The organism is Flavobacterium sp. A45 (assembly GCF_002001005.1).
In the GTDB taxonomy this organism is placed as follows: domain Bacteria; phylum Bacteroidota; class Bacteroidia; order Flavobacteriales; family Flavobacteriaceae; genus Flavobacterium.
This window is the reverse complement of sequence record NZ_MUNX01000080.1, coordinates 46,384-71,248: the sequence shown is the minus strand read 5'-3', so window position 1 is coordinate 71,248 and position 24,865 is coordinate 46,384. Positions and strand designations below refer to the sequence as shown.

Annotated in this window: 21 protein-coding genes and 1 riboswitch; of the genes, 4 read left to right on the top strand and 17 right to left on the bottom strand. The window is 33.9% G+C overall.

All coding sequences use genetic code 11. From position 1 onward, the window contains the following. Positions 1-38: 38 nt before the first annotated feature. Positions 39-449 carry an Rrf2 family transcriptional regulator gene (locus tag B0E44_RS09475; protein ID WP_077373556.1) on the bottom strand — a complete coding sequence of 137 codons (411 nt, stop codon included), beginning with the start codon at positions 447-449 and terminating at the stop codon, positions 39-41. Positions 450-513: 64 nt separating this feature from the next. Next, positions 514-1,050 carry an alpha/beta hydrolase gene (locus tag B0E44_RS09470; protein ID WP_077373553.1) on the bottom strand — a complete coding sequence of 179 codons (537 nt, stop codon included), beginning with the start codon at positions 1,048-1,050 and terminating at the stop codon, positions 514-516. A 188-nt stretch (positions 1,051-1,238) separates the two neighbouring features. Here B0E44_RS09470 and B0E44_RS09465 point away from each other — a divergent pair, with 188 nt between their 5' ends. Continuing rightward, complete coding sequence (locus tag B0E44_RS09465; RefSeq protein ID WP_165688784.1) at positions 1,239-1,892, top strand: outer membrane protein; 654 nt, start codon at positions 1,239-1,241, stop codon at positions 1,890-1,892. Between the two features lie 92 nt (positions 1,893-1,984). Here the strand turns inward: B0E44_RS09465 and B0E44_RS09460 are convergent, their stop codons facing one another. The 7 genes from B0E44_RS09460 to B0E44_RS09430 form a co-directional block, all read right to left on the bottom strand. After that, a complete protein-coding gene (locus B0E44_RS09460; RefSeq protein ID WP_077373547.1) occupies positions 1,985-3,157 on the bottom strand; it encodes a PLP-dependent aspartate aminotransferase family protein in 1,173 nt (390 codons plus the stop codon). A 39-nt stretch (positions 3,158-3,196) separates the two neighbouring features. Next, positions 3,197-3,631, bottom strand: a complete 435-nt coding sequence (locus B0E44_RS09455; RefSeq protein ID WP_077373544.1) for an OsmC family protein — start codon at positions 3,629-3,631, stop codon at positions 3,197-3,199. A gap of 33 nt (positions 3,632-3,664) precedes the next feature. Continuing rightward, positions 3,665-6,079, bottom strand: coding sequence for a bifunctional aspartate kinase/homoserine dehydrogenase I (gene thrA, locus B0E44_RS09450; protein WP_077373541.1), 2,415 nt, complete (start codon positions 6,077-6,079; stop codon positions 3,665-3,667). 19 nt (positions 6,080-6,098) lie between these two features. Then, positions 6,099-7,061, bottom strand: coding sequence for an alpha/beta fold hydrolase (locus B0E44_RS09445; protein WP_254423276.1), 963 nt, complete (start codon positions 7,059-7,061; stop codon positions 6,099-6,101). Positions 7,062-7,138: 77 nt separating this feature from the next. Next, positions 7,139-7,246: riboswitch (SAM riboswitch) on the bottom strand. Positions 7,247-7,483: 237 nt separating this feature from the next. Beyond that, on the bottom strand, positions 7,484-7,693 hold the full coding sequence (locus B0E44_RS09440; RefSeq protein WP_077373538.1) for a hypothetical protein: 210 nt from the start codon (positions 7,691-7,693) through the stop codon (positions 7,484-7,486). 861 nt (positions 7,694-8,554) lie between these two features. After that, positions 8,555-9,556 (bottom strand): alpha/beta fold hydrolase, encoded by a 1,002-nt coding sequence (locus tag B0E44_RS09435; RefSeq protein ID WP_077373535.1) that lies wholly within the window; start codon positions 9,554-9,556, stop codon positions 8,555-8,557. A gap of 91 nt (positions 9,557-9,647) precedes the next feature. Beyond that, positions 9,648-10,940, bottom strand: coding sequence for an O-acetylhomoserine aminocarboxypropyltransferase/cysteine synthase family protein (locus B0E44_RS09430; protein ID WP_077373532.1), 1,293 nt, complete (start codon positions 10,938-10,940; stop codon positions 9,648-9,650). A 688-nt stretch (positions 10,941-11,628) separates the two neighbouring features. Here B0E44_RS09430 and metK point away from each other — a divergent pair. Then, a complete protein-coding gene (metK, locus tag B0E44_RS09425; RefSeq protein WP_077373530.1) occupies positions 11,629-12,879 on the top strand; it encodes a methionine adenosyltransferase in 1,251 nt (416 codons plus the stop codon). 109 nt (positions 12,880-12,988) lie between these two features. On the opposite strand, the gene rodA is transcribed toward metK, so the two are convergent. The 6 genes from rodA to purH form a co-directional block, all read right to left on the bottom strand. Beyond that, positions 12,989-14,224, bottom strand: coding sequence for a rod shape-determining protein RodA (rodA, locus tag B0E44_RS09420; RefSeq protein WP_077373527.1), 1,236 nt, complete (start codon positions 14,222-14,224; stop codon positions 12,989-12,991). A 14-nt stretch (positions 14,225-14,238) separates the two neighbouring features. Then, positions 14,239-16,176: a penicillin-binding protein 2 gene (gene mrdA, locus B0E44_RS09415; RefSeq protein ID WP_077373524.1), complete on the bottom strand. Its 1,938-nt coding sequence runs from the start codon at positions 16,174-16,176 to the stop codon at positions 14,239-14,241. Next, entirely contained in the window at positions 16,173-16,679 is a 507-nt protein-coding gene (gene mreD / locus B0E44_RS09410) for a rod shape-determining protein MreD (protein WP_077373521.1), read from the bottom strand. The genes mrdA and mreD overlap by 4 nt, the downstream gene beginning before the upstream one ends. Then, positions 16,672-17,502 carry a rod shape-determining protein MreC gene (gene mreC, locus B0E44_RS09405; RefSeq protein ID WP_077373518.1) on the bottom strand — a complete coding sequence of 277 codons (831 nt, stop codon included), beginning with the start codon at positions 17,500-17,502 and terminating at the stop codon, positions 16,672-16,674. The genes mreD and mreC overlap by 8 nt, the downstream gene beginning before the upstream one ends. 92 nt (positions 17,503-17,594) lie before the next feature. Then, on the bottom strand, positions 17,595-18,623 hold the full coding sequence (locus B0E44_RS09400; protein ID WP_077373516.1) for a rod shape-determining protein: 1,029 nt from the start codon (positions 18,621-18,623) through the stop codon (positions 17,595-17,597). A 54-nt stretch (positions 18,624-18,677) separates the two neighbouring features. After that, positions 18,678-20,204: a bifunctional phosphoribosylaminoimidazolecarboxamide formyltransferase/IMP cyclohydrolase gene (gene purH, locus B0E44_RS09395; protein ID WP_077373513.1), complete on the bottom strand. Its 1,527-nt coding sequence runs from the start codon at positions 20,202-20,204 to the stop codon at positions 18,678-18,680. Between the two features lie 164 nt (positions 20,205-20,368). Here purH and B0E44_RS09390 point away from each other — a divergent pair, with 164 nt between their 5' ends. Both B0E44_RS09390 and B0E44_RS09385 read left to right on the top strand, forming a co-directional pair. Further along, entirely contained in the window at positions 20,369-21,616 is a 1,248-nt protein-coding gene (locus tag B0E44_RS09390; RefSeq protein WP_077373510.1) for an ABC transporter permease, read from the top strand. 97 nt (positions 21,617-21,713) lie between these two features. Beyond that, positions 21,714-22,598, top strand: coding sequence for a cupin-like domain-containing protein (locus tag B0E44_RS09385; RefSeq protein ID WP_077373507.1), 885 nt, complete (start codon positions 21,714-21,716; stop codon positions 22,596-22,598). Positions 22,599-22,795: 197 nt separating this feature from the next. Here the strand turns inward: B0E44_RS09385 and accD are convergent, their stop codons facing one another. Then, positions 22,796-23,650 carry an acetyl-CoA carboxylase, carboxyltransferase subunit beta gene (gene accD / locus B0E44_RS09380; RefSeq protein WP_077373504.1) on the bottom strand — a complete coding sequence of 285 codons (855 nt, stop codon included), beginning with the start codon at positions 23,648-23,650 and terminating at the stop codon, positions 22,796-22,798. 111 nt (positions 23,651-23,761) lie between these two features. Continuing rightward, entirely contained in the window at positions 23,762-24,829 is a 1,068-nt protein-coding gene (gene fbaA / locus B0E44_RS09375; protein ID WP_077373502.1) for a class II fructose-bisphosphate aldolase, read from the bottom strand. Between the last annotated feature and the right edge of the window lie 36 nt (positions 24,830-24,865).

Here is a 24,865-nt window from a genome sequence, read left to right as displayed (position 1 = left end):
TTTAAATTCAAAATTATTTTTAAATAAATTTTAATAAATTAGAATGCAATGTCTGCCAGAGAGTTACTCTCAAGGATCTTAAGTGTATTATCCCTAACCTGAGTCATTAAGCGACGTGCGGCACAAGTAGTTTCGTCATCACAATCATCACATTTTTCATAAAAATTGTGACTTGCGCAAGGTAATAAAGCAATTGGCCCTTCAAGAATGCGATATACTTTGGCCATACTGATATCTTTTGGATCTTTTATCAAGTAATAACCACCGCCTTTTCCTTTTTTGGCACCCAGAAAACCAGAATTTCTGAGCAATAACAAAATACTTTCCAAAAATTTAATCGAAATATGTTCATTTTTAGCAATTTCAGCAATTTGAACAGGTGTATTATCTTTTTGACGTGCCAAAAAAGTAAGTGCCTTTATTCCGTATTTAGTTTTCTTTGAAAGCATTATGATTTTAAATTGTAGATTTTTGATTTGTATTTGTTACGAAACTACAAACTTTATCCTTTTATCAGCAAATTGTATGAATCTTTTTTAAAATTTCATTACAAATTAAAGTTGTGCAATCTATTTCAGTATAAAAATCGTGTTCCATATTTTTTATAATCTCAAAATCTATTGAAAGTGTTTCAAACCAATCATTGTTTGGAATATTGCTGTCATTTTCTCCATAATAGAGTTTTATAATTCCATTCGGAGTTTTATCCTCATAGCGTAATCTTGTTGATGAAACTGCAAATAAATTTCTAAAATTCAATCCTTTTAGAGCCGATTTCCAAGCAATTGTTCCGCCGATACTGAAGGCTAAAATGTCGATTGGATTCTTTTCTGTTTTCAAAAGATTAGCAACTGCTTTTTCTATTCCTCCATTAATAAACTGATTGTGAAGATTTTCTTCGACATAATTTGTTTTGTCAATTTCACCCAATTCACAGCAATCGTAATATTGAATTTCGAATTTATCTTTCAATAATTCAACATAATCAGAAACCCATTTTGATTTTTCTTTTCCCCACAAATCCGATAAAATGATTAATCTTGGTTTCATATAATTTTAAGATGACTAAAACCAAATTTAAAATTTTGATAAATTAAAAACAGATTTATTTTGTGGCAACTAACGAGTGTATTTCGGAGATGAGTAAAATATCTTATAATTATAAGTTAAATATTGTTTATTTTCTCACAAACAAAAAACAATGCACTATTTTTGGTAGACAATCAAAAAACAAAAATATGAAAAAAAATTTTTTATTAGTTGCCTTATTATTTTCAACCATATTAACTGCACAGACCGAGAAAGGTACTTTTGCAATTAGCGGAAAAACCGGATTAGGTTTCAATTCAACAACCGTAAAACAGGAAACATCAGGAAATTCTATCGATGGACCAAAAACAAGTTCCTTTAATATCTCCCCAAGCCTTGGTTATTTTATAATTAATAATTTATCGTTAGGTTTGGATTTCGATTATAACACCGTTACCACTAAACGAAAAGCTGTTTTTTTAGATTCAGGAGCTACTGGTGGATTCACGATAGTTGATGAAAAAATTACTCAAAATACACTTTCAATTATACCAACCGCAACCTATTTTTTTGCCAAAGGAAAAACGAGACCGTATATAAATGCAGGGATGGGTTTTGGCAACACTAAACAAAAATATAATTATTCTGGTTCATCAACAGATGCTGATATGTTTTCAAATTATAACACTAGCAACAATGGACTTATTTGGGGTGCTGGCGGTGGTCTTGCTTATTTTATTTCAAAAACAATTAGTTTTGATTTAGGCGTAGAATATTCAGAATTCACTTATAAAGAAAATGACGTAAAGATAAAAACTGGAGCATTTGGTGCTAATATAGGAATTTCCGTATTCCTAAAATAGAAAAATCCTGATGTGGCAAATTCACAATTCCATCTCTCCTAGAAACACAAAACCCACAGTTTGAACTGTGGGTTTTTGCTATAATTATAAACTTAATAAAGCGCCTGCTCCAAATCGGCAATAACGTCTTCTACGGTTTCGAGTCCTACTGACACACGTACCAATCCATCTGTAATACTCACTGCCAAACGTTCTTCAACAGTTAATTTACTGTGGGTTGTAGAGGCTGGATGTGTAACAATTGTTCTTGTGTCTCCCAAATTTGGCGACAACGAACACAATTTTATTTTATTCAAAAATGCTCTTCCTGCTTCAATTCCTCCTTTGATTTCAAAAGCAACAATATTACCACCTAATTTCATTTGCTTTTTAGCAATCTCGTATTGAGGATGTGATTTCAAGAATGGATATTTAACGGTATTTACGTTTGGATGGTTTTCTAAAAATTCAGCAACTTTCATTGCATTTTCGCAATGTCTATCTAAACGAATTGCCAAGGTCTCTAAACTTTTAGACAATACCCAGGCATTAAATGGAGACAATGAAGGACCTGTAAGTCGAGAAAACAAATAGATTTTTTGAATCAATTCAGCCTCACCAACTGTTATTCCGCCCAAAACTCTACCCTGACCGTCCATTAGTTTCGTAGCAGAATGCACTACCAAATGTGCTCCCCATTTTATCGGTTGTTGAATATATGGAGTAGCAAAACAGTTGTCGATAATCAGAATCAAATTATGTTTTTTGGCGATTGCTCCCAAGAGTTCCAAATCAATAATATCAACTGCAGGATTTGTTGGCGATTCAGCAAAAAGTATCTTCGTATTTGGCTTTATAAAACTTTCAATAGTTTCTGGTTTCGTAAGATCGAAATAAGATGTCTCAATTCCCCACTTTGGGAAAAAATTGATAAACAAGGAATGAGTTGCCCCAAAAACACTACTCGCAGAAACAATATGATCCCCTGATTGCAACAAAGCCGCAAAAGTAGAATAAACTGCCGCCATACCCGATGCAAATGCAAAACCAGCCTCAGCACCTTCCATTTTGCGAACTTTATCAATAAATTCGTTGGTATTTGGATTGCTGTATCGGCTGTAAATATTTCTATCTTTCTCTTCTGCAAAAGAGGCACGCATATCTTCAGCATCTTCAAATACGAAACTAGATGTTAAGTAAAGAGGCACTGAATGCTCTAAAAATTGTGTTCTTTCTAATTGATTACGGATGGCTTGAGTTTCAAAACCAAATTCTTGTTCGTTCATTTTAGTATGTTTATGATTGATAGTTTGTTGTTTATGGCTTTAGATTTTCGCTAATTCCACTCCGTTCAAAACTACTTTATAATGTATTGTTGCTGTTGGTTCCAATGTTTTAGAAACCGAACAGTATTTATCAAAAGACAACTGAGCTGCTTTGGCCGCTTTGTCTTCTTTGATGTTTCCTTCCAAAGTAAAAACCACATGAATATCTTTGAATGGTTTTGCTTCACCTACTTGAACACGTTCCCCTTCGACATCAGCTTTGAAAGAAGTAATTTCTTGGCGTTGTTTCTTTAGAATAGAAATCATATCAATTCCGCTGCATCCTGCAACACCCATTAATACTAATTCCATTGGGCTTGGTCCCTTATCGTCTCCGCCAAATTCCGGACGGCTATCTACATTTACTATGTGTCCTCTTTCATTTTTTAATTCAAAATGGAAGTTGTCGTTTACTCTGTTTAAGCTTACTTTCATTGTTGTTGTTTTTATGTCTTAAATCTAAAATCATTATCCTTTATCAGATAATCTCAAAATATCCCCAAAAACTCCTCTCGCCGTTACAGCCGATCCTGCTCCTGCTCCTTGAATCACGATAGGTCGGTCTCCATACGATTCTGTGTAAATTTCGAAGAATGAATCCGAACCTTTCAATCCACCCAAAGCGGTTTCTTTTGGCACCGAAACCAATTTCACTTCAAGATTTCCTTTATCGTTTTGCAAATCACCAGATAATTCTCCAATGTAACGCAATACGTGATTTGGCTCTTGATCTGCTTTAATTTTAGCATAAATCGGATCAAACTCTGACAATTTGTTTAAGAAATCAGAAACATCTCCTTCACGTAAATGCTCCGGAATTAAGTTCTGAATCGAAATCTCCTCGAACTCATTTTGTAAGTCCAATTCTCTAGCCAAAATCAATAATTTTCTACCCACGTCGTTTCCACAAAGGTCTTCTCTTGGATCTGGTTCGGTGTAACCGCTATCGATAGCTTCTTTTAATATTTCGCTGAATGGAGCGTCTTTAGCAGAGAAATTATTGAACAAATAACTCAATGTTCCTGAGAATACTCCTTTTATCTTAGTTATATTTTCACCCGAAAGGTGTAATAATTTTATAGTATCAATCAATGGTAAACCAGCACCAACATTAGTCTCATAAAGGTACGTTTTTTGATTGTCTTCTAATACTTGTCTCAATTGTTTGTAAAATGAGTAACTCAACGTATTGGCTACTTTATTGGACGAAATCAAATCAAAACTATTCTCTGCTAATTTTATATAATTTTCAACAAAAGAGGTACTTGCCGAATTGTCAATCGCAATCAAATTCTCCAAGTGATGCTCATTTGCAAAAGCAATAACGTCATCAATTGTATATGAAGTTCCGTTGGTTTGTATTTCATTTCTCCAGTTTGGCGAAACACCATCTTTATTCAAAAGCACACTTTTAGAATTGGCAATTGCAAAAACATTCAGTTTGATTCCTTTGCGTTTTTCGATCGCGCCAGCTGATTCTAAAATTTGATTAATCAACGTTCCTCCTACCAATCCGTGACCAAAAATCGCGATATTGATTTTTTTGGAAACCCCAAAAATCTCTCCGTGAATTACGTTTAAAGCTTTGTTCAACTCCGATTTTCTCACCACCAAACTCACGTTTTTTCCCGTAACCGTGTTGTTAAAAAGGATTGGAACAATTTTATTTTTGATTAAAGCTGTGTAAGGTTTGTGAAACGTACTCAAATCCTGCCCGATAATGGAAATTACCGAAACATTGTCTGTAACCGTAATTTTATTGACATCTTTCGAATAAAAATCATTTTCAAATTCTCGTTCGAGTTCAATCATCGCTCGAGTTGCTTTATCGGCATCGACCACAAGCCCAATTCCTCTTTCGGATGAACCTTGCGAAATGATGCTAACGCTAATTTCGTTGTCTCCCATCACTTTGAAAATACGTGCATCAACCCCCGTTTTTCCTAGTAATCCTCTTCCTTCCAGATTTACCAAAGCCACATTTTCCAAAACGGAAAGTGTTTTGATTCCTTCTTTGCCGGCATTTGAAGTAATTAATGTTCCTTGATTTTCGTGATTAAAAGTATTCAAAATACGAAGAGGAATATTTTTTTCCAACAAAGGAATAATAGTTTTCGCGTGTAAAATTGTCGCACCAAAATTGGCCAACTCATTTGCTTCGTTAAAAGTCAAATGATCTATTTTTTTAGCATCCAAAACCAAATCAGGGTTGGCAGTATAAATTCCGTCAACGTGAGTATAATTTTGAAGTTCCGTTGCATCAAGATAATTTGCAAGTAACGAAGCTGTGTAATTACTACCGTTTCTTCCTAAAGTCGTAGCTTCATTTTTACTATTGGAACCAATAAAACCAGTAACAACATTAACCGTCGTTCCATTATGCTCCTTAAAATAAGCCACCACATTTTTCTTCGAAAGCTGTTCAACCGGTTGCGCATCTCCGTAATTCGAATCGGTTTTTATCAATTCTCTCGTATCCGAAAAATTTGCTTTTATTCCGTTTTTAACTAAAATAGCCGTAAGCAATTTAGCCGAAATCAACTCTCCTTTAGACAGCACTTCATCCTTAATTTTCACACTGTAATCTCCAATCAGGCTAACTCCTTCAAAAAGTTTTTCCAGTTTATTGAACTCTTCAGACAAATCCACATCGTCATAAACGTCTTGTTGATAGCTTTTAAAATCCTCAAAAAGTGGTTTATAATCACCGCTTTTAGATGCCAAAGCCAATATCTCTTCCAATTCGTCCGTAGCATTTCCACGTGCCGAAACTACAACTGCAATCTGTTCGCCATTATTCACTTTCCCGGCAATAATTGCCACCACTTTATTGATTCCGTCTCCATTTGACAAAGACTTTCCTCCAAATTTTAATATTTTCATCTTGATATATTTTTCTAGCTTAAAAAACCCCCTTAAGCAAATTGTCTAATTGTTTATATTCAATCAAGAAAGCATCATGTCCGTGAATGGAATCAATCTCTTGAAACGTTATATTCCTTTTGTGCTTTTTCAATGTTTCGTATGTCTCTTTATTTTCATTTACCGTAAAAAACAAATCCGAATTGATTCCGATAATATGGATATCAGCTTCTATTTGAGCCGCTACAGAAAGAAAAGATTCCCTGTTTCTGGAAATATCTATTGTTTTCAACAATTGATTCATCAGCTTATACGCCGAAAGCTGAAAACGTTTCTGTAATTTCTTTCCGTGATGATTCAACCAACTTTCGATATTAAAAATGGCCAATTCCTCATTGGTAGTTCGATCAAATTTTGCTTTAAAAGACTCTGGTGTTCTATAGCATAACATCGCGTGAATACGCGCGTCTTCTATTGGCTTAGCCGAATTATTTAAAATTTGCTCCTGAAGGAAGCAATTAGCAATCAGCCAATCAGTCGATTTCCAGTCGGTTGCAATCGGAATTAAGTGTTTTGTTATTTGTGGTGATAATGCTGCAATTTCCCAAGCAATTCCACCACCTACAGAACCACCAATAATGGCAAACAATTGATTAATTTGAAGTGATTTTAGTCCTTCAATAAAAAGTCTGGCCACGTCTCTGGCCGTAAAATCCAAATAGTTTTCAATAATGGTATCATCAAAACCATTTCCCGGAACATTAAAAGCTAGTATAGTGTATTTATTGGTATCTATTGTTCTTTTTTCACCAATAAGTACATTCCACCATCCCTTTAAACCCACAACTTGCGAATTCCCAGTTAATGCGTGATTGACCAAAACAATAGGCGCTGTATGTAATGCTGGGCCAAAAAGATTATAACTCAAATTGATCGTAGCATAAAAAGCCCCACTTTCGGTAGTGAAATTCGGTATGGTAAGTGTTGTTGGTTTATTTTCCAATTTCAAATCTTTTTTGATTTTTTGATTTGTACCTGGAAATATTATGAAGAAAGCTAGAAAAACTAGTTGAATTCTTAGTGTTATCTTTCCACGTTGGGCGTGGTAGAATGCAGCACCTTCTTCGATAAATCGAAGGGTTGCTAAGGCTTCATCGGGTCTAATCCCTCTGCCTTTCTTTATAACATTTCAATACGTTTCTGAACTTAAAGGTGCAAATTAACTACAATTTTATGAAACAACCAAATTATTATTCAATTCATCTTTGAAATAATGATTGTTCATCAATTAAAAAATCGCCATGAAATGCACTAATTCTCACGAATCTCTTTCACTAAAAAAAAAGGATTTCGCGTTTTTATCCGTGCATTTCATGGCAAATAATTTTTACCTACACATTTCTTGAGGTACTCATCATATAAGTCTCAAATAAAAAGAGTTTCGTTTTCTTTAGAGTACATGTGAAACAATAAAGAACTTTTGCCTTTTCTAGCTTTCAAATCGAAGTTCTCATCCACATGAAACCTGGTGTGATCCAACTCTTTCGTTGGGTTAAATGGTTCTACTTTTATTGCTTTTAATATTCCTTTTTTTAGTAACTCTACTCTGCTTGTGATATATGTTATAGTTTTCATGATACTTTATTTTTGTAATTAATGTTTGCTTTGTGGCTTATATTTCAAATGTTTTACAACATTCTCTTTCTTTTTTATAGCACAACGAGTTTTGTTTCCTAAAAATCAATTGTGCGCTTTATATTTTGACCTGACAATATTGAATTTTCAATTGGCATTGAAATCTTACTCCTGTGACGAGATTCATACTGAATCGCTGGTACTTTTTGTTTTGCGCTTTTGAATTCATAATTTCTTTTTTTTTAATTGTTATTTAACCCAAATTCTACTCTCCTTTTATATTTTTTAAGTTTCAATCCTCTCAGGACTGAAAAACAAAAAACCCTTTTAGACACATATCCAAAAGGGTTTTTAAGTTATATAATAAACTTATACTTTTGGAATCAACGGACACAAACACACACCATGGCGTACTTGCGCATCATCATCTTCTTTGCCTTGCAAATAGTAACGTTAATCGTGTAGAGTTGGGGCATGCTTAATTATTGTTTTACTTATTCTTATTATTTTTTTAACCTTGAAATGACAAAAAAAACCTCCCAGTAGATTGGGAGGTTTTTTGCTATAAATTATTTAATTTAAAATAAAGCTATATACACCTCCCCTTGCAGGTTTTCACCTGAATGGCTTTTTTAGACATATTGCATAAATTAAATTTCATTTTTCCTCTTTTTTATTTCTGTTCAACAAATATCTAAACTTTTTTTCAATTATCCAAACACTAAACGCAAATTTAATGTTTTAGAAACAAATACTAAAAACCAAAAACAACTAATTATCAATGTTTTACAAAAATACATTTACAAAAATTTAACAAAATGTTATATTTTTTTAACAAATTTAAAAAGCATAACATTTATTCTATGCACTGACATATCTCTGTTCTTTGTGGAGGTTAAAAATAGGCTTCAAAATATCGGATAGTTGATTGAACTCTATCAGATAGGCATCGTGTCCGTGAATGGATTGAATTTGATGATAAAAAACATTTTGCTTCTTATTGGTCAACTCCCGATAGGTTTTACGCGTTTCTTCGGCAATAAACAAATAATCTGTATCAACGGTTATTAGATGAATATTGGCCTCAATAGCATTAGCTACTGTTAGAAAATCGGGTCTGTTTCTGGTAATATCAATTGTCTTGAGTAAATGATTCATCAGTTTATAAGCGGCCAATCGATACCTGCTTTTTAATTTGAAACCATGATCCAACAACCAATTTTCTATTTGCAAAACGGATAATTCGTCCAATTTACTTCTCTTAAATCTTTGATTTACGTATTCCGGTGTTCTATACAATAATGTGGCATGCAGGCGGGCATCCACAATCGGATCATCTGAATGATTTAGGATTTGGTCTTGAATTAAAACATTGGCAATAACCCAATCGGTAGCTTTCCAATCACTCGCTATCGGAATCAAATTATCAATTTTATCGGGTTGCAAAGCGGCCATTTCCCAAGCTATTGCACCTCCTAAACTTCCTCCAATTATTGCATAAACATTTTGAACTTTTAGAAAAAACAATCCTTCCCAAAAGATCCGTGCAATATCACGAATACTATAATCCCGGTAATTGTCTATCAAATTATCCACATTATCATCAAATCCATTTCCTGGAATATTAAAGGCGATAACCGTAAAATAATTGGTATCAACAGCACGCTTTGGTCCAACGATTCCGCTCCACCATCCTTTTTCACCAGTAACAGTAGAATTTCCCGTTAAAGAATGATTCACCACCACAACCGGCGCACTACCTAATGGTTTACCAAAAACTTGATAAAATAAAGGAAGGTAAGCCCTCTGTCTCCCTATTTCCAAATCAAAATTAAAGAGATCTATTTTTTCTAAATTTTCCATTTTGAATCTTTTTTAAGTTGTTTTTTTTTAAACTGCCTTAGACTATAATCAATAACTAAGGCAGTTTTACCTAACAAAAACTAACACTTTCTTATACCAATTGAGGCGTTTTTATGGTTTCAAAAACAGCTTTCAAATCTGCTTTTAAATCCTCAATATCTTCTAATCCAACTGAAAGTCGAATTAAATCTTTTGTTACTCCGGTTGCAATTTGCTCCTCATCGGACAACTGCTGATGTGTGGTGCTGGCAGGATGAATAATCAAAGATTTGGTATCTCCAATATTGGCCAATAAAGAAAACAATTTGGTATTATCCGCTACTTTTTTGGCGGCTTCAAAACCCGATTTTAGTCCAAAAGTAACCACACCACTTTGCCCTTTTTGCAAATATTTTTGCGCCAAAACATAATATTTACTAGATTTCAATCCCGGATAGTTCACCCAGGCAACTTCATCCTGAATTTCTAGCCATTGAGCTAATGCCAAAGCATTCTCACTATGTCTTCTGATACGAATTTCCAAAGTTTCTAAACCCTGTATGATTTGAAAAGCATTAAACGGACTCAAGGCTGCCCCAAAATCTCGCAACCCTTCAATACGTGCTTTTGCAATAAAGGCTGCGTTTCCTAATGCTTCGTGATAAACTAGCCCGTGATAACCAATAGAAGGTTCCGTAAATTCAGGGAATTTCCCATTGCTCCAATCAAATTTTCCTGCATCAATGATTACTCCTCCTAAGGAAGTCCCATTTCCAGAAATATATTTGGTCAAAGAGTGAATCACGATATCCGCACCATACTCAATTGGATTCAATAAATAAGGAGATGCGACAGTATTATCAACTATAAAAGGAACTTTAAAAGCTTTGGCTTCATCCGAAATTGCTTTTAAATTCAATACATCTAATTTTGGATTCCCTAAACTTTCCACAAAAAAAGCTCTGGTATTTTCTTTGGCGGCTTTGGTAAAATTTTCGGGATCTGTTGGGTCAACAAAAGTGGTTGTAATCCCTAACCTTGGCAGAGTCACTTTTAATAAATTATAAGTTCCTCCATATAAACTGTTGGAAGCCACGATATGATCACCTGCTTTTAGCAATACTAATAAAGCAGTCGAAATAGCCGATGCTCCTGAAGCGGTAACTACTGCTCCAATTCCTCCTTCCAGAGTTGCCAATCGTTGTTCCAGAATATCATTGGTTGGATTATTTAATCTGGTGTAAATGTATCCAGCTTCTGCAAGACCAAATAAATTGGCTGCATGGTCTGAACTATTAAATACATACGAAGAGGTTTGATAAATTGGAACAGCTCTGGTTCCACCATTTTTAGTTACGTCGTGTCCTGCGTGTAATGCGTTTGTTGCAAATTTTTGTGTGCTCATGATTTTAAGTTTTTAAATGTTATATTATTAGTTTTAATGATTTTGCTTTATATTTTGAAATAAATTCGGGAAATAAAAAAACCCTTTTGGATGATTTACCAAGAGGGTTTATAGTTTGACTACAACAAGGATTAAATCCTTCACTTTTGGCAATAGGGAATTGGGATGCACATACACATCATACAACATACCATCATTTTATTTCCTATTGAATTCATTTCTCTCTTTTATTTATAAAAAAACCATGTTGATCACAGCGGCTTTAATTATTGCGTTTTAAATCAATTAACATTTCAAACTCTAGAAGCTCTTCAGAACACAGAACACATATTACACATCTTCAGCTTCAGTTTATTCCTGTTTGATGGAGCAAATGTGCAAACTATTTTTTAAACCACCAAGCAAAAATCAATTTATTTTATAAACTCTATAGAAATAGTGTAGTTTGTTAAATTCCTCTTAATTAATTAAAAAAAACAAAAGAATAATTTGCAATTCAAAATGGTTTCATACATTTGCACCCGAATATAAGAGGAAAAATTTGAACTGATTGCAACCTCTTCATAATGAAACGAATTCATTATGGATGCTGAAAAATTTTCAGTAGAAAAAATGCTAAAGCAGAAACTCTCCTTTAGCCTTTCTAGCAATTGTTTTTCCTCGATTAATTTTAAAATTTATAATTATTATGGCTTATTTATTTACGTCAGAATCTGTAAGTGAGGGACACCCAGACAAAGTTGCAGATCAAATTTCAGATGCATTAATTGATAACTTTTTGGCATTTGATGCTGACTCAAAAGTAGCTTGTGAAACGTTGGTTACGACTGGTCAAGTAATTTTGGCTGGTGAAGTAAAGTCAAATACTTACCTTGATGTACAACAAATTGCTCGCGAAGTGATTCGTAAAATTGGTTATACAAAAAGCGAATATATGTTTGAAGCCAATTCTTGTGGTATTCTTTCGGCAATTCACGAACAATCTGCAGACATTAATCAAGGTGTTGACAGAGCAAGTAAAGAAGAGCAAGGAGCTGGAGACCAAGGAATGATGTTTGGTTATGCTACTAATGAAACTGAAAATTATATGCCATTGGCACTTGATTTATCTCATAAATTATTGCAGGAATTAGCTATTTTAAGACGTGAAAATAATGAAATCACTTATTTGCGCCCTGATGCAAAATCTCAAGTTACTTTAGAATATAGCGATGACAACAAGCCAACACGTATTGATGCTATTGTAATTTCTACACAACACGATGATTTTGACGAAGAAGAAGCTATGCTTGCTAAAATCAAAAAAGACATCATCGAAATATTGATTCCAAGAATCATCGCAAAAAACCCAACACACGCTCATTTATTCAATGATAAAATTCAATACCATATCAATCCTACAGGGAAATTCGTAATTGGAGGACCTCACGGAGATACTGGATTAACAGGAAGAAAAATCATTGTAGATACTTACGGTGGAAAAGGAGCTCACGGTGGTGGTGCTTTCTCCGGGAAAGATCCAAGTAAAGTAGATAGAAGTGCTGCTTACGCTACACGTCATATTGCAAAAAACCTTGTTGCAGCTGGTGTTGCTGATGAGATTTTGGTACAAGTTTCGTATGCAATTGGAGTAGCTAAACCAATGGGTATTTTTATAGATACTTACGGAACTTCAAAAGTAAATTTAACTAATGGAGAAATTGCTAAAAAAGTAGAAGCTATTTTTGATATGCGTCCTTACTTCATCGAGCAACGTTTAAAATTAAGAAACCCTATTTATAGCGAAACTGCCGCTTACGGTCATATGGGACGTACTCCAGAAACCGTTACAAAAAAGTTCTCTGCTCCAGGTGGATTAACTAAAACAGTTACTGTTGACTTATTTACTTGGGAAAAATTAGATTTCGTAGATCAAGTGAAAACTGCTTTTGGATTGTAAAAAATCTAAATTTTATATATAAAAAAAACCATTCGGAATTCGAATGGTTTTTTTATACCCAAAAACAAGGCGAATTTTTTAAATTAAAATTTAAATTAGGATGAATGATCTACCATTCATTTACTTTATTAGCATCCATTTTAATAAAGATAAACAATAAAATAGTGAATCCCCACAAACCGGAACCTCCATAAGAAAAGAAAGGCAATGGCACACCTATAGTCGGAAAAACGCCAACAACCATAGCAATGTTTACAAAAAAGTGTGTAAACAATATACCCGCAACACAATAACCATATACCCTGCTAAATTTGGTTTTTTGTCTTTCGGCTAGATAGATTATTCGAAGAAATAAACCTGCGAAAAGGCCAATAACTAATAAGGATCCAACAAACCCCCATTCTTCACCAACAGTAGTAAAAATATAATCGGTATGTTGCTCAGGTACAAAACCACCTTTGGTTTGTGTACCTTCAAGAAATCCTTTCCCAAACCAGCCGCCAGAACCAACAGCGATCTCAGATTGATTGGTATTATATCCAATACCCTTCATATCTACTTCTTTGCCTAACAATATATTAAAACGATCACGATGGTGTTGTTTGAAAATATTAGTAAAAACATAGTTTACAGATAAAACAAAACCGGATATTAATGCAAAAAGCATTCCACTCAAAACAACGTTTCGGTCTCCAATTCTAGATTTGTAATGTACTAAAACGATAACTAATAAAGCCATCAAAATAACCCATTGCGGTTCTAAAACCAGTGTCAACATAAAAAGTACTATGGTTATAAAACCAGTCCAAACATACCAAGACGGCAATCCCTCCCTAAACAAAACAATAATAAAGATACTGTAGATCATAGCACTCCCCGGATCGGGTTGTGGCAATATGAGCATGACCGGCAAAAAGACTATAGCCAATGCCTGTACTTGTCTATTAACATCTTTTAAATTTATCTGTGTGTCGCTTAAATATTTGGCCAATGCCAATGAAGTTGCCGCTTTTGCAAACTCGGAGGGCTGCAATGTAAAGCTCCCAATTGCATACCAACAACGCTGACCTGCAATTGTTTTACCGAAAGCAAACAAACCTACAAGGGACAGTAGAGAAATTACAAATATGATACTGGCATATTTTTCATAAAATTTGCCGTCAATATATAATAGAATAAAAATCAAAGGAACTGATAGAGCAATAAATATGGCTTGCTTTTCATATGTCCCATCCGTAGAAGACAATGAAGACGAGTATATATTTAACCAACCTAAAAATACAAGTACTGTATAGATAATGATACATACCCAATCAATATTGCTCGATAAACTTTGATTTTTCATTTAATATGAATAGATTATGTTTTGGCTTTGGTTGTGTCAATTTTTTTTGCTGCTGCTTTTGCTTTACTTTGTGTAATAGAATCCTTAATTCTTAATTCTTTTTTCACTTCTTCCGAAAGCCCACCCAATAATGCATAGCGGCTCTGCAAACTTATGTTTAATACTCTGGTTTCTAAATCAGTTCTTGTGATTTTTTTTCTCAAATATTTTTCAATCATCAAACTCGCGATTGGTCCTGCAATTGTGGCTCCATAACCTCCATTTTCAACTAAAACAGCTATGGCAATTTTCGGATTGTCTTTTGGAGCAAAAGCAACAAAAATAGAATGGTCTTTTAGTTGCACTCTTTTGCCGTCAATTTTGGCAAAATTTTCGGCAGTTCCTGTTTTTCCGCATATATCAATTCCTTCCACGCGCAATCCATAGGCAGTACCTCTATTGTACACATCAAATAATCCGCTAATCATGGGAGGGAAATATTTTTTGTCAATAGTAGTAACGTGTTTTGTTGTAAACTTGGTATCAATTTTCTCTCCTTTTATCTTTTTAATAATATGAGGAGTATAATAATATCCTTCATTAGCTACCGTTGCCATCATATTGGCCAATTGAATAGGTGTCATCAATACTTCCCCTTGACCGATGGCATTGGAAATAATTGTTTTTCCACTATAGCCCCAACCAGGGTACATTCTTTTATAAGTTTTGGAAGTAGGTATCTTTCCTTTTCTACCCGTTGGTAAATCATAACCCATAAATTGACCTAATCCAAAACTCTTAATATGATTGCTCCATACATCCACGGCATAAGGTGTCTTTTTGTATTTGCCAATAGTTCTCAAATACACATTCGAAAAATAAGCATTACAAGATTTATAAATCCCAACATGAAGATTCAAAACGCCGCCGCCGCAATGGCATTTTTGAAATCTACCTGGAGCATAATAAAAACCATGACTACAAACAAAAGTGGTTTCTTCATCCATAACTCCTTCTTGTAATCCAACCAGACCTGTCATAATTTTAAAGGGAGATCCAGGAGGATATTCAGCTAATAACCCTCTATCGTAAAGCGGTTTAGCAATAGAATCATGATATAATTTCGTGTAATTTTTAGATCGCTGTCTTCCTACCAAAATCCCAGGATCATAGGAAGGAGCAGTAACAAGCGCTAAAATCTCACCTGTTTTTGGCTCAATAGCAACAATTCCGCCTCGCTTATTGACCATTAATTGTTCTCCATACTTTTGAATCTCGGCATCAATAGTTAGGTTTATATCCTCTCCTTGAACAGCGATTGTATCAAATTTTCCCTCTTTATAGGAACCTATTTCACGATTGAATTTGTCCTTTTGAAAATATTTAACCCCTTTAACACCGCGAAGAATTTTTTCATAACTCTCCTCAACACCTTGCTTACCAATTAAGTCTCCACTTTTATAATAAGGATTTTTTTCAATTAACCCCTCATTTACTTCGACTATGGATCCAAAAACATTGGCCCCGAAATCAACTTCGTAATCACGTAAGGCACGTTTTTGAAAATAGAAACCTTCAAACTTTCTGATTTTTTCCTGAAAAGCGGCGAATTCATTTTTATTCAATTGAGCTAAAAACACTGAAGGTAATCTTGGACTGTAAACTTTGGCTTTTTCTATTTTTTTAATAAAATCTTCCTTTGTAATATTCAATAATTTACAAAACTCAAGCGTATCTGTTTTATTTAATTCCCTCGGAATCACCATGATATCATACGATGGCTGATTAGCCACTAACAACACCCCATTTCTATCATAAATATACCCTCTCTCTGGATAATCATATTTGATTTTAATTGCATTATTTTCAGATTTTAGCTTAAAAGAATCATCAATAATTTGTAAGTAAAAAACACGTATGATTAACAAAGATGCACCAATAATAATTAAAGCTGGTAACAAGACTTTTCTCATCGTTTATTTGGCTTTATTAGGTAAATAAGAATAATACAGATTAAAATAGTAAATAGTGTGCTTAAAAAAGTTCTTAGCAGAACGTCTAAGATGAAAGAAATTTGAAAAGATTCTAATAGAAACAAAGCAACATGATGTGTTGTTACTGCCAATAAAATAAACGTAAATCGTTCTGGAGTTAGAACATCATTTAGTTTGATTGTTTGATATTCATAACTGAGCCCAAATGAAAATTTAAAAAAATAAGGTCTTAAATATGCCAAAAGAACGCATGCAGTTGCATGAACACCTCCTGAATTAGAAAATAAATCCATAATCAACCCTAGAAAAAAACTAGCTATAAGCAGATTGGCTTTGTTCCCGTTTACAGGGTAAAGAATAATAAAAAGTATATAAGGGAATGCACTTACATAACCTCCGAAATTCATATTATTAAAAACTAGAATTTGTAAAGCTAATAAGAGCACAAAACGAAAAATATTCACTAATAACGTGCTATTCATCTTTTTTTCTTTGATTTTCTAAATTTTTAATTTCTTCGCTATTTTCAGATTTTATGATATAAACATGACCTAAATTGGTCATATCATTAAATAATTTCACATCAATTTTATAATAATGGGTTTTATCACCTGGAATCCATACTTTCTCAATTGTTCCAATTCCAATGTTTTCAGGAAATATAACCGATTGCCCACCTGTAACGATAGTATCCCCTTTTCGAATACTTGCTAATCTTGGCACATCTATCAATTGAACAAACCCTGCGTTTTTTCCATCCCAAGTCAGGGTTCCAAAATGATCTGAATGTTTAATCTTGGCGTTAATTTTGGATTCAATATTCAAGATACTAATTACAGTTGAGTAATTTGCTGATACATCATCGATAATACCTACAATTCCCAGACTATTAATAACTCCCATATCTGGCTGAACACCTGATTTTGAGCCAGAATTCAAAGTTAAAAAATTCTCGTAAACATTAAATGAGTTATGAATCACTTTGGAAACAACTATATCTTTAGGAAGAACACCTTTTATGCTGTCTAAATTAGGAATCTTGGCAGAATCTTGAGTTTTAAACAACAAACTTTTTAAATTAGCGTTTTCTCGTGCAAGTTCATCATTTTGTTCTTTTAAGTGTAGGTATTCTTCCACAGAATTTATTCTCTCATAAACACCACCACTCAGAAAATTAGCTGAACTGATAATTTTACTTCTATGAAAAGAATGAGACTGTATGGTAAGGGATAACGAAATACCCAAAAGCAGCAAAAACAGCAATCGATTACTGTTTTTTATAATAAATGAAAATATTTGCTGCATTGTATAAAATTAAAAATTTAAAAAATGAAATTTAAAAAAATCCAAATTCCAAATCATGTATTATTTCAATTGGAATTTGGGATTTCTTTTTATTATTTTATAAGGATATTTTTAAACTTTGTAATATTTTTAAGAGCCATTCCAGTTCCTCTTACTACTGCTCTCAATGGATCTTCGGCAATATAAACCGGCAAATCTGTTTTTTGGGAGATTCTTTTGTCAAGCCCTCTCAACATAGATCCACCACCTGCAAGATAGATACCCGTATTATAAATATCGGCTGCTAACTCTGGAGGAGTTTGTGATAATGTTTCCATAACCGCATCTTCAATTCGTTGAATCGATTTGTCTAAAGCTTTTGCAATTTCTCTATAAGAAACCTCAACCTGTTTTGGTTTACCCGTCAACAAATCTCTTCCTTGAACTGACATATCTTCAGGAGGAGTTTCTAAATCTTCAATAGCTGCACCAATTTGAATTTTTATTTTTTCAGCAGTACTTTCTCCAACAAATAAGTTGTGTTGTGTACGCATATAGTAAACAATATCATTGGTAAAAACATCACCTGCAATTTTTACAGATTTGTCACAAACAATTCCGCCTAATGCAATAACTGCAATTTCGGTTGTTCCACCACCTATGTCAACAATCATATTCCCTTTTGGCTGCATGATATCAATTCCGATACCAATTGCTGCTGCCATAGGCTCATGTATCAAATAAACTTCCTTACCGTTTACCCTTTCGCATGACTCTTTAACCGCTCTCATCTCCACTTCAGTAATTCCGGAAGGAATACATACCACCATTCTCAAAGCTGGGGTAAACATCTTTTTTTTCAATGCCGGTATGCTTTTGATAAACATACTGATCATTTTTTCGGAAGCATCGAAATCAGCAATTACACCATCTTTCAAAGGTCGAATCGTTTTGATATTTTCATGCGTCTTTCCTTGCATCATATTGGCTTCTTTACCAACTGCAATAATTTTGCCTGATATTCTATCACGCGCAACTATAGACGGGCTGTCAATTACGACTTTGTCATTGTGAATGATTAAAGTGTTTGCTGTACCAAGGTCAATTGCAATATCCTCGGTCATGAAATCAAAAAATCCCATATGCTTTTTAGGGGTTAAAAAGTTATAAATAAATTACGCACAAAGTTAAACAAATTAATGTTTAAAATGACGTGTTCCTGTAAATACCATCGCAAGATTATTTTCATTGCAATAATTAATGCTCAATTCGTCTTTAATTGATCCTCCTGGTTGAATCACGGCTGTTATTCCAGCTTTCTTTGCAATTTCAACACAATCTGGAAAAGGGAAAAAAGCATCACTTGCCATTGAAGCACCTTCCAAACTAAATCCAAAAACTTTTGCTTTTTCAATAGCTTGTAATAATGCATCTACTCTAGATGTTTGTCCTGTTCCAGAAGAAATCAAAGTTCCGTTTTTGGCAAAAACAATTGTATTTGATTTAGTATTCTTACACACTTTAGAGGCGAAAATCAAATCTTCAATTTCTTGCGCTGTTGGTGCTGTTGTTGTAACGGTTTTTAAATCAGCTTTAGTATCAGTAATGTTATTTCTTTCTTGAATCAACAACCCATTCAAACACGTTCTTACCTGTTTTTGAGGCAATTCGACATCATTTTGAATTAATATAATTCTGTTTTTCTTTTCCTGTAAAATAGCAATTGCTTCGGCATCATAAGATGGAGCGATAACTACCTCACAAAACAACTTGTTAATTTCATTGGCAGTAGCCACATCAATTGTTGTATTAGCAATCAAAACACCTCCAAAAGCAGAAGTAGGATCACAAGCCAAAGCCACATTGTAAGCCTCAGAAATAGTTTCTCTTGTAGCCAATCCACAAGCGTTGTTGTGTTTTAAAATTGCAAATGTTGGTCCGTCAGTTTTGAATTCGTGAATTAAATTCACAGCTGCATCAACATCTAATAAATTGTTATATGATAATTCTTTACCGTGAACTTTGGTAAACATAGCGTCGAAATCTCCGAAGAAAAATCCTTTCTGGTGTGGATTTTCACCATATCGCAATACTTGTCCGTTTTCTATACTTGCTTTATAGATTGTCTCGTCAGTATTGAAATAATTAAAAATAGCTCCATCATAATGAGACGAAACATGAAAAGCTTTGGTTGCCAATAATTTTCTGTCTGCCAATGTTGTAGCTCCATTTTGAGTAGTAATCATATCCAAAAACATGCTGTATTGATCCATTGACGAAACGATTACAGTGTCATTAAAGTTTTTTGCGGCAGCACGAATCAATGAAATACCACCAATATCAATTTTTTCGATAATATCTTCTTCGCTTGCTCCTGAAGCAACTGTTTTTTCAAATGGGTATAAATCAACAATTACCAAATCAATTTGTGGAATGTTATATTCCTGCATTTGTTGTACATCACTTTCATTGTCTTGACGGTTTAGAATTCCTCCAAAAACCTTTGGATGCAATGTTTTTACACGTCCTCCTAAAATAGAAGGATAAGAAGTAACATCTTCAACAGGGATTACAGGTATTCCTAAATTTTTAATGAATTCCTCGGTTCCTCCTGTAGAATAAAAAACCACATTTTGCTCATGCAATTTTCTTACAATTGGTTCAAGACCTTCTTTTGAAAAGACCGAAATTAATGCTGATTGGATTGTTTTTGTTGTGTTCATTGAGTAGTTATAATTTTAAAGTGCAAAAATAGTTTTTTTTAAGAATATAATTCAATAAAAAAATGTAACAATCTCTTAAAATAACACACCTATTGTTTAATGTATTAATTTTAGGTTTTCGAATTAATAATATAAATTTTTACAGTAACACAAATTTTAAAGAGATGCTAGTTTACCTACGATTATTAAAAGAGAGTTTTGGTTTTGCCATGAATGCTTTACGCAGTAATAAATTAAGAACATTACTTTCTTTATTGGGGGTTACTATTGGTATATTCTCAATTATAGCAGTACTTGCTGCTGTAGATTCTTTAGACAGAAAAATTTCAAAAGAATTAAGCAGTCTCGATAAAAACACTATTTATTTATTGAAATTTTCATTTGGCCCTTCAGATATCCCACAATGGAAAAGAGAACAATTCCCCAATGTAAAATACACTGAGTATGTTTACCTAAAAAACACAATGACCCATACGGAACAATTGGGATACCAAATATTCACCAAAAGTGAAAACATAAAATACGAAGCCAACACAGTAAGTGATGTAAACATTGTTCCTGTTTCCCATGAGTTTATTGATATCCAGGGGTTAGAATTTGAAAAAGGAAGATATTACAATGAATCAGAGGCCAACTCAGGATCTCCAGTAATTGTAATTGGAAACGATATCGCAAAATCTCTTTTTGAAGACTCAGAACCATTAGGAAAAAATGTTCGATTGTATGGACAAAAATTCACGGTAATAGGTGTTTTAAAAAAGGAAGGCTCTTCATTTGGTGACAGTAATGATAATGCAGCTTTTATTCCAGTAAATTTTGTTCGCAGATTGTATGGTGACAACAATCCAAACTTAACAAACGTAATCATATTCAAGCCCGAAAAAGGTGTTGATATGGAAGAATATAAAAGTGAAATCTCCCAAAAACTTAGAAATTTCAGAGGCTTGAAAGCTGGAGAAATCGATAATTTTTTCATTAACGTTTTTGGAGGTTTTCTAGAATTAATCGACAACATTATCGGCCAAATGAATATGGTAGGATGGATTATCAGTGGCTTTTCATTATTGGTAGGAGGATTCGGTATTGCCAATATTATGTTTGTATCCGTAAAAGAAAGAACCAACCTCATCGGAATCCAAAAATCATTGGGCGCCAAGAATCGTTTTATATTATTTCAATTTTTATTCGAAGCTATAATACTTTCTGTACTAGGAGGGATAATTGGATTATTTATGGTTTGGATAATCGCTATGATTCTGACCAATGCGTTAGAATTTGAATTTGTATTAGGACTTGGGAATATTATTTTAGGAACAGGTTTAGCGGCTCTAATTGGTCTGATTTCTGGAATTCTTCCAGCCATTAGCGCCTCCAAATTAGATCCTGTGGAAGCCATCAGAACCGGAATGTAGTCTGTTATGTTTTTGTTATTTAATTGTAAATTTTGAAGACTAGAAATAATTAGGTATTTTTGGTAAGCAGATCTATTTAATAAAAAAAAACAAATAAATGAGCTTTATCCTAAAACCTGTTGATACTGTTGAGTCTATTAGTAGAGAAGATTTTAAAAAAAACTATTTAGATAAAAGAAAGCCATTAATTATAAAAGGTTTAACCAAGGATTGGCCTGCAAGAGAAAAATGGTCAACCGATTATTTCAAGGAAATCGCGGGAGATATTGAAGTAAAACTAGTAGATAATTCCAAAGCTGATCCAACCAAAGTAATTAACGCCTCTATTGCCAGTATGAAATTTGGTGAATATTTGGATTTAATAAAAAGAGAACCTACTGAGTTGCGTATTTTTTTCTTAAACCTTTTCAAACACAAACCCGACTTACTTAATGATGTAAAAGTTCCCAAAGAATTGATGGGCGGATTTATCGAAAGCATGCCAGCAATGTTTTTTGGAGGGTCCAAGGCGATCACATTTTTACATTATGACATCGACTTACCTCATCTTTTCCACACTCATTTTGGAGGAAGAAAACACATCATATTATTTGACAATAAATGGAAAAAAAGACTCTATTGCATCCCGAACACCACTTATGCTTTAGAAGATTATGATGTTGCCAATCCAGATTTTGAAAAATTTCCTGCATTAAAAGGAGTAGAAGGGTATGAAGTTTTCCTAGAACACGGAGATACCTTATTTATGCCAACTGGAATGTGGCACTGGATGCGCTACATTGACGGTTCATTCTCCCTAACACTTCGTGCATGGGACAAATCCATAACCAGAAAAATGGCCAGCGTTTGGAGTTTATTCATGCATGGTGCTGTAGACAGTGCCATAAAAGTAACCTTCAAAGGCCGTTATGCAAAATGGAGAGAAAAACTAGTGTTTAAAATAGCCGAAAAAGAACTAAAAAGAGGCAGACCTAAAAATTAGTTATAAAAAAAGCTCATTTAAGCAAAATTACACAACCTTATAAAGAACGTTTTTTAACTTATATTTCCTTTTAATACAAATTGACAAACTACTTTCATTTATAACTTATAGGCTTATATGTTTAAAATAAAAAGCTGTTTATAATTTAGAATATAGCGTTATAAAATAAAAAAATCCCGATTGCTCGGGATTTTCATTTATCTAATATCATTGTTTTGAATCAAATCGATGTATAAGTTAATCTTATCCTTCAATTCTTTTCTAGGCGTAATAAAATCCAAGAAACCATGTTCGAGTAAGAACTCGGCAGTTTGAAATCCTTCCGGCAAATCTTTACCTGTTGTATCTCTTACCACACGTGGACCAGCAAAACCGATCAAGGCTCCTGGCTCAGAAATATTGATATCTCCCAACATTGCATAAGAAGCAGTTGTTCCTCCAGTAGTCGGATCTGTACAAAGTGAAATATAAGGTAATTTAGCTTCGGCTAGTTGAGCCAATTTCACTGATGTTTTTGCCAATTGCATTAAAGAATAAGCAGCTTCCATCATTCTGGCACCACCAGATTTGGATATCATTACAAAAGGCAATCTATTCTTGATCGCATGATCAATTCCTCTTGCAATTTTTTCTCCAACAACCGCTCCCATAGATCCACCGATAAAGGCAAAATCCATACAGCAAATTACAACTTCTTTCCCTTTGGATTTTCCAACTCCAGTACGAACCGCATCTTTAAGCTGGGTTTTGTCCATAACTTCTTTTAAGCGATCTGCATATTTTTTGGTGTCAACAAAATTCAGAGGATCTTTAGAAGTCATGTTTTTGTCTAATTCAACAAACTCATTATTGTCGAACAAAATATCAAAATAAGCTTCACTCCCAATTCTAACATGGAAACCATCTTCGGGACTTACAAATAAATTACGAGCCAATTCTTCAGCATCAATAATTTTTCCTGTAGGTGATTTGTACCAAAGTCCTTTTGGGATGTCCATTTTGTCTTCGGTAGCCGTAGTGATTCCTTTTTCTTTTCTTTTAAACCAAGCCATTTATATAGTATTCAGTGTTCAGTAATCAAGTATTCAGTGTTAGCAATCAGCTTTAGTGTTCAATTATCAGTGTTTGAAAACTGGACACTAAAACTGAAAACTGATCACTTTTTATAGTGTATTCACATTGTTTAAGTCAGCAAATGCTTGCTCCAGTCTTGAGATGAAAGTTACTTCACCTTCACGCAACCATTTTCTTGGATCATAGTATTTTTTGTTTGGAGCATCATCCCCTGTTGGGTTACCAATTTGAGTTTTAAGATACTCAATATTGTTCACCATAAAGTCACGAATACCTTCAGTAAATGCAAATTGTAAGTCAGTATCAATATTCATTTTTACAACTCCGTAGCTAATTCCCTCTCTGATTTCTTCCAATGTAGAACCTGATCCACCGTGGAAAACAAAATCAACAGGATTGTGTCCAGTTTTGAATTTTTCCTGAACGTAATCTTGAGAATTTTTTAAGATTTTTGGAGTCAATTTTACGTTTCCTGGTTTGTAAACACCGTGTACGTTTCCAAAAGAAGCAGCAATTGTGAATCTTGGGCTAACTTTTGATAATTCTTCGTAAGCATAAGACACTTCAGAAGGCTGAGTGTATAATTTTGAGCTATCTACATCAGAGTTGTCAACACCGTCTTCTTCTCCACCAGTGATTCCAAGTTCGATTTCCAGAGTCATCCCCATTTTGCTCATTCTCTCTAAATAACCTTTACAGATTTCGATGTTCTCTTCAATTGGTTCTTCAGACAAATCAATCATGTGAGAAGAAAACAAAGGCTTTCCAGTTGCTGCAAAATGCTCTTCTGATGCATCCAACAATCCGTCAATCCATGGTAATAATTTTTTAGCACAGTGGTCAGTGTGCAAAATAACTGTTGCACCGTAAGCTTCTGCTAATGTATGAATGTGTTTTGCTCCAGCAATACCACCTGCGATAGCGGCTTTTTCTCCAGCATTTGAAAGTCCTTTTCCTGCATTAAATTGTGCTCCACCATTTGAAAATTGGATAATAACTGGTGCGTTAAGCTTTGCAGCAGTTTCCAGTACTCCATTAATAGTATCAGATCCAATAACATTTACAGCAGGAAGTGCAAATCCTTTTTCTTTTGCATAGTTGAAAATCTCTTGTACTTGATCGCCTGTAGCCACTCCGGGTTTAATATTGTGTGCCATTGTAATTTTCTTTTAATTGTTTTTTTTAGTTTTTAG

Excerpts from the sequence above, each read along its gene's own strand:
- B0E44_RS09460 (WP_077373547.1), bottom strand. The coding sequence starts at position 3,157 with ATGAACGAACAAGAATTTGGTTTTGAAACTCAAGCCATCCGTAATCAA.
- mreD (WP_077373521.1), bottom strand. The coding sequence starts at position 16,679 with ATGAATAGCACGTTATTAGTGAATATTTTTCGTTTTGTGCTCTTATTA.
- purH (WP_077373513.1), bottom strand. The coding sequence starts at position 20,204 with ATGAACACAACAAAAACAATCCAATCAGCATTAATTTCGGTCTTTTCA.
- B0E44_RS09400 (WP_077373516.1), bottom strand. The coding sequence starts at position 18,623 with ATGGGATTTTTTGATTTCATGACCGAGGATATTGCAATTGACCTTGGT.
- B0E44_RS09435 (WP_077373535.1), bottom strand. The coding sequence starts at position 9,556 with ATGGAAAATTTAGAAAAAATAGATCTCTTTAATTTTGATTTGGAAATA.
- B0E44_RS09385 (WP_077373507.1), top strand. The coding sequence starts at position 21,714 with ATGAGCTTTATCCTAAAACCTGTTGATACTGTTGAGTCTATTAGTAGA.
- thrA (WP_077373541.1), bottom strand. The coding sequence starts at position 6,079 with ATGAAAATATTAAAATTTGGAGGAAAGTCTTTGTCAAATGGAGACGGA.
- B0E44_RS09455 (WP_077373544.1), bottom strand. The coding sequence starts at position 3,631 with ATGAAAGTAAGCTTAAACAGAGTAAACGACAACTTCCATTTTGAATTA.
- B0E44_RS09440 (WP_077373538.1), bottom strand. The coding sequence starts at position 7,693 with ATGAAAACTATAACATATATCACAAGCAGAGTAGAGTTACTAAAAAAA.
- B0E44_RS09475 (WP_077373556.1), bottom strand. The coding sequence starts at position 449 with ATGCTTTCAAAGAAAACTAAATACGGAATAAAGGCACTTACTTTTTTG.
- B0E44_RS09390 (WP_077373510.1), top strand. The coding sequence starts at position 20,369 with ATGCTAGTTTACCTACGATTATTAAAAGAGAGTTTTGGTTTTGCCATG.
- rodA (WP_077373527.1), bottom strand. The coding sequence starts at position 14,224 with ATGAAAAATCAAAGTTTATCGAGCAATATTGATTGGGTATGTATCATT.
- fbaA (WP_077373502.1), bottom strand. The coding sequence starts at position 24,829 with ATGGCACACAATATTAAACCCGGAGTGGCTACAGGCGATCAAGTACAA.
- metK (WP_077373530.1), top strand. The coding sequence starts at position 11,629 with ATGGCTTATTTATTTACGTCAGAATCTGTAAGTGAGGGACACCCAGAC.
- mreC (WP_077373518.1), bottom strand. The coding sequence starts at position 17,502 with ATGCAGCAAATATTTTCATTTATTATAAAAAACAGTAATCGATTGCTG.
- mrdA (WP_077373524.1), bottom strand. The coding sequence starts at position 16,176 with ATGAGAAAAGTCTTGTTACCAGCTTTAATTATTATTGGTGCATCTTTG.
- accD (WP_077373504.1), bottom strand. The coding sequence starts at position 23,650 with ATGGCTTGGTTTAAAAGAAAAGAAAAAGGAATCACTACGGCTACCGAA.
- B0E44_RS09430 (WP_077373532.1), bottom strand. The coding sequence starts at position 10,940 with ATGAGCACACAAAAATTTGCAACAAACGCATTACACGCAGGACACGAC.
- B0E44_RS09465 (WP_165688784.1), top strand. The coding sequence starts at position 1,239 with ATGAAAAAAAATTTTTTATTAGTTGCCTTATTATTTTCAACCATATTA.
- B0E44_RS09470 (WP_077373553.1), bottom strand. The coding sequence starts at position 1,050 with ATGAAACCAAGATTAATCATTTTATCGGATTTGTGGGGAAAAGAAAAA.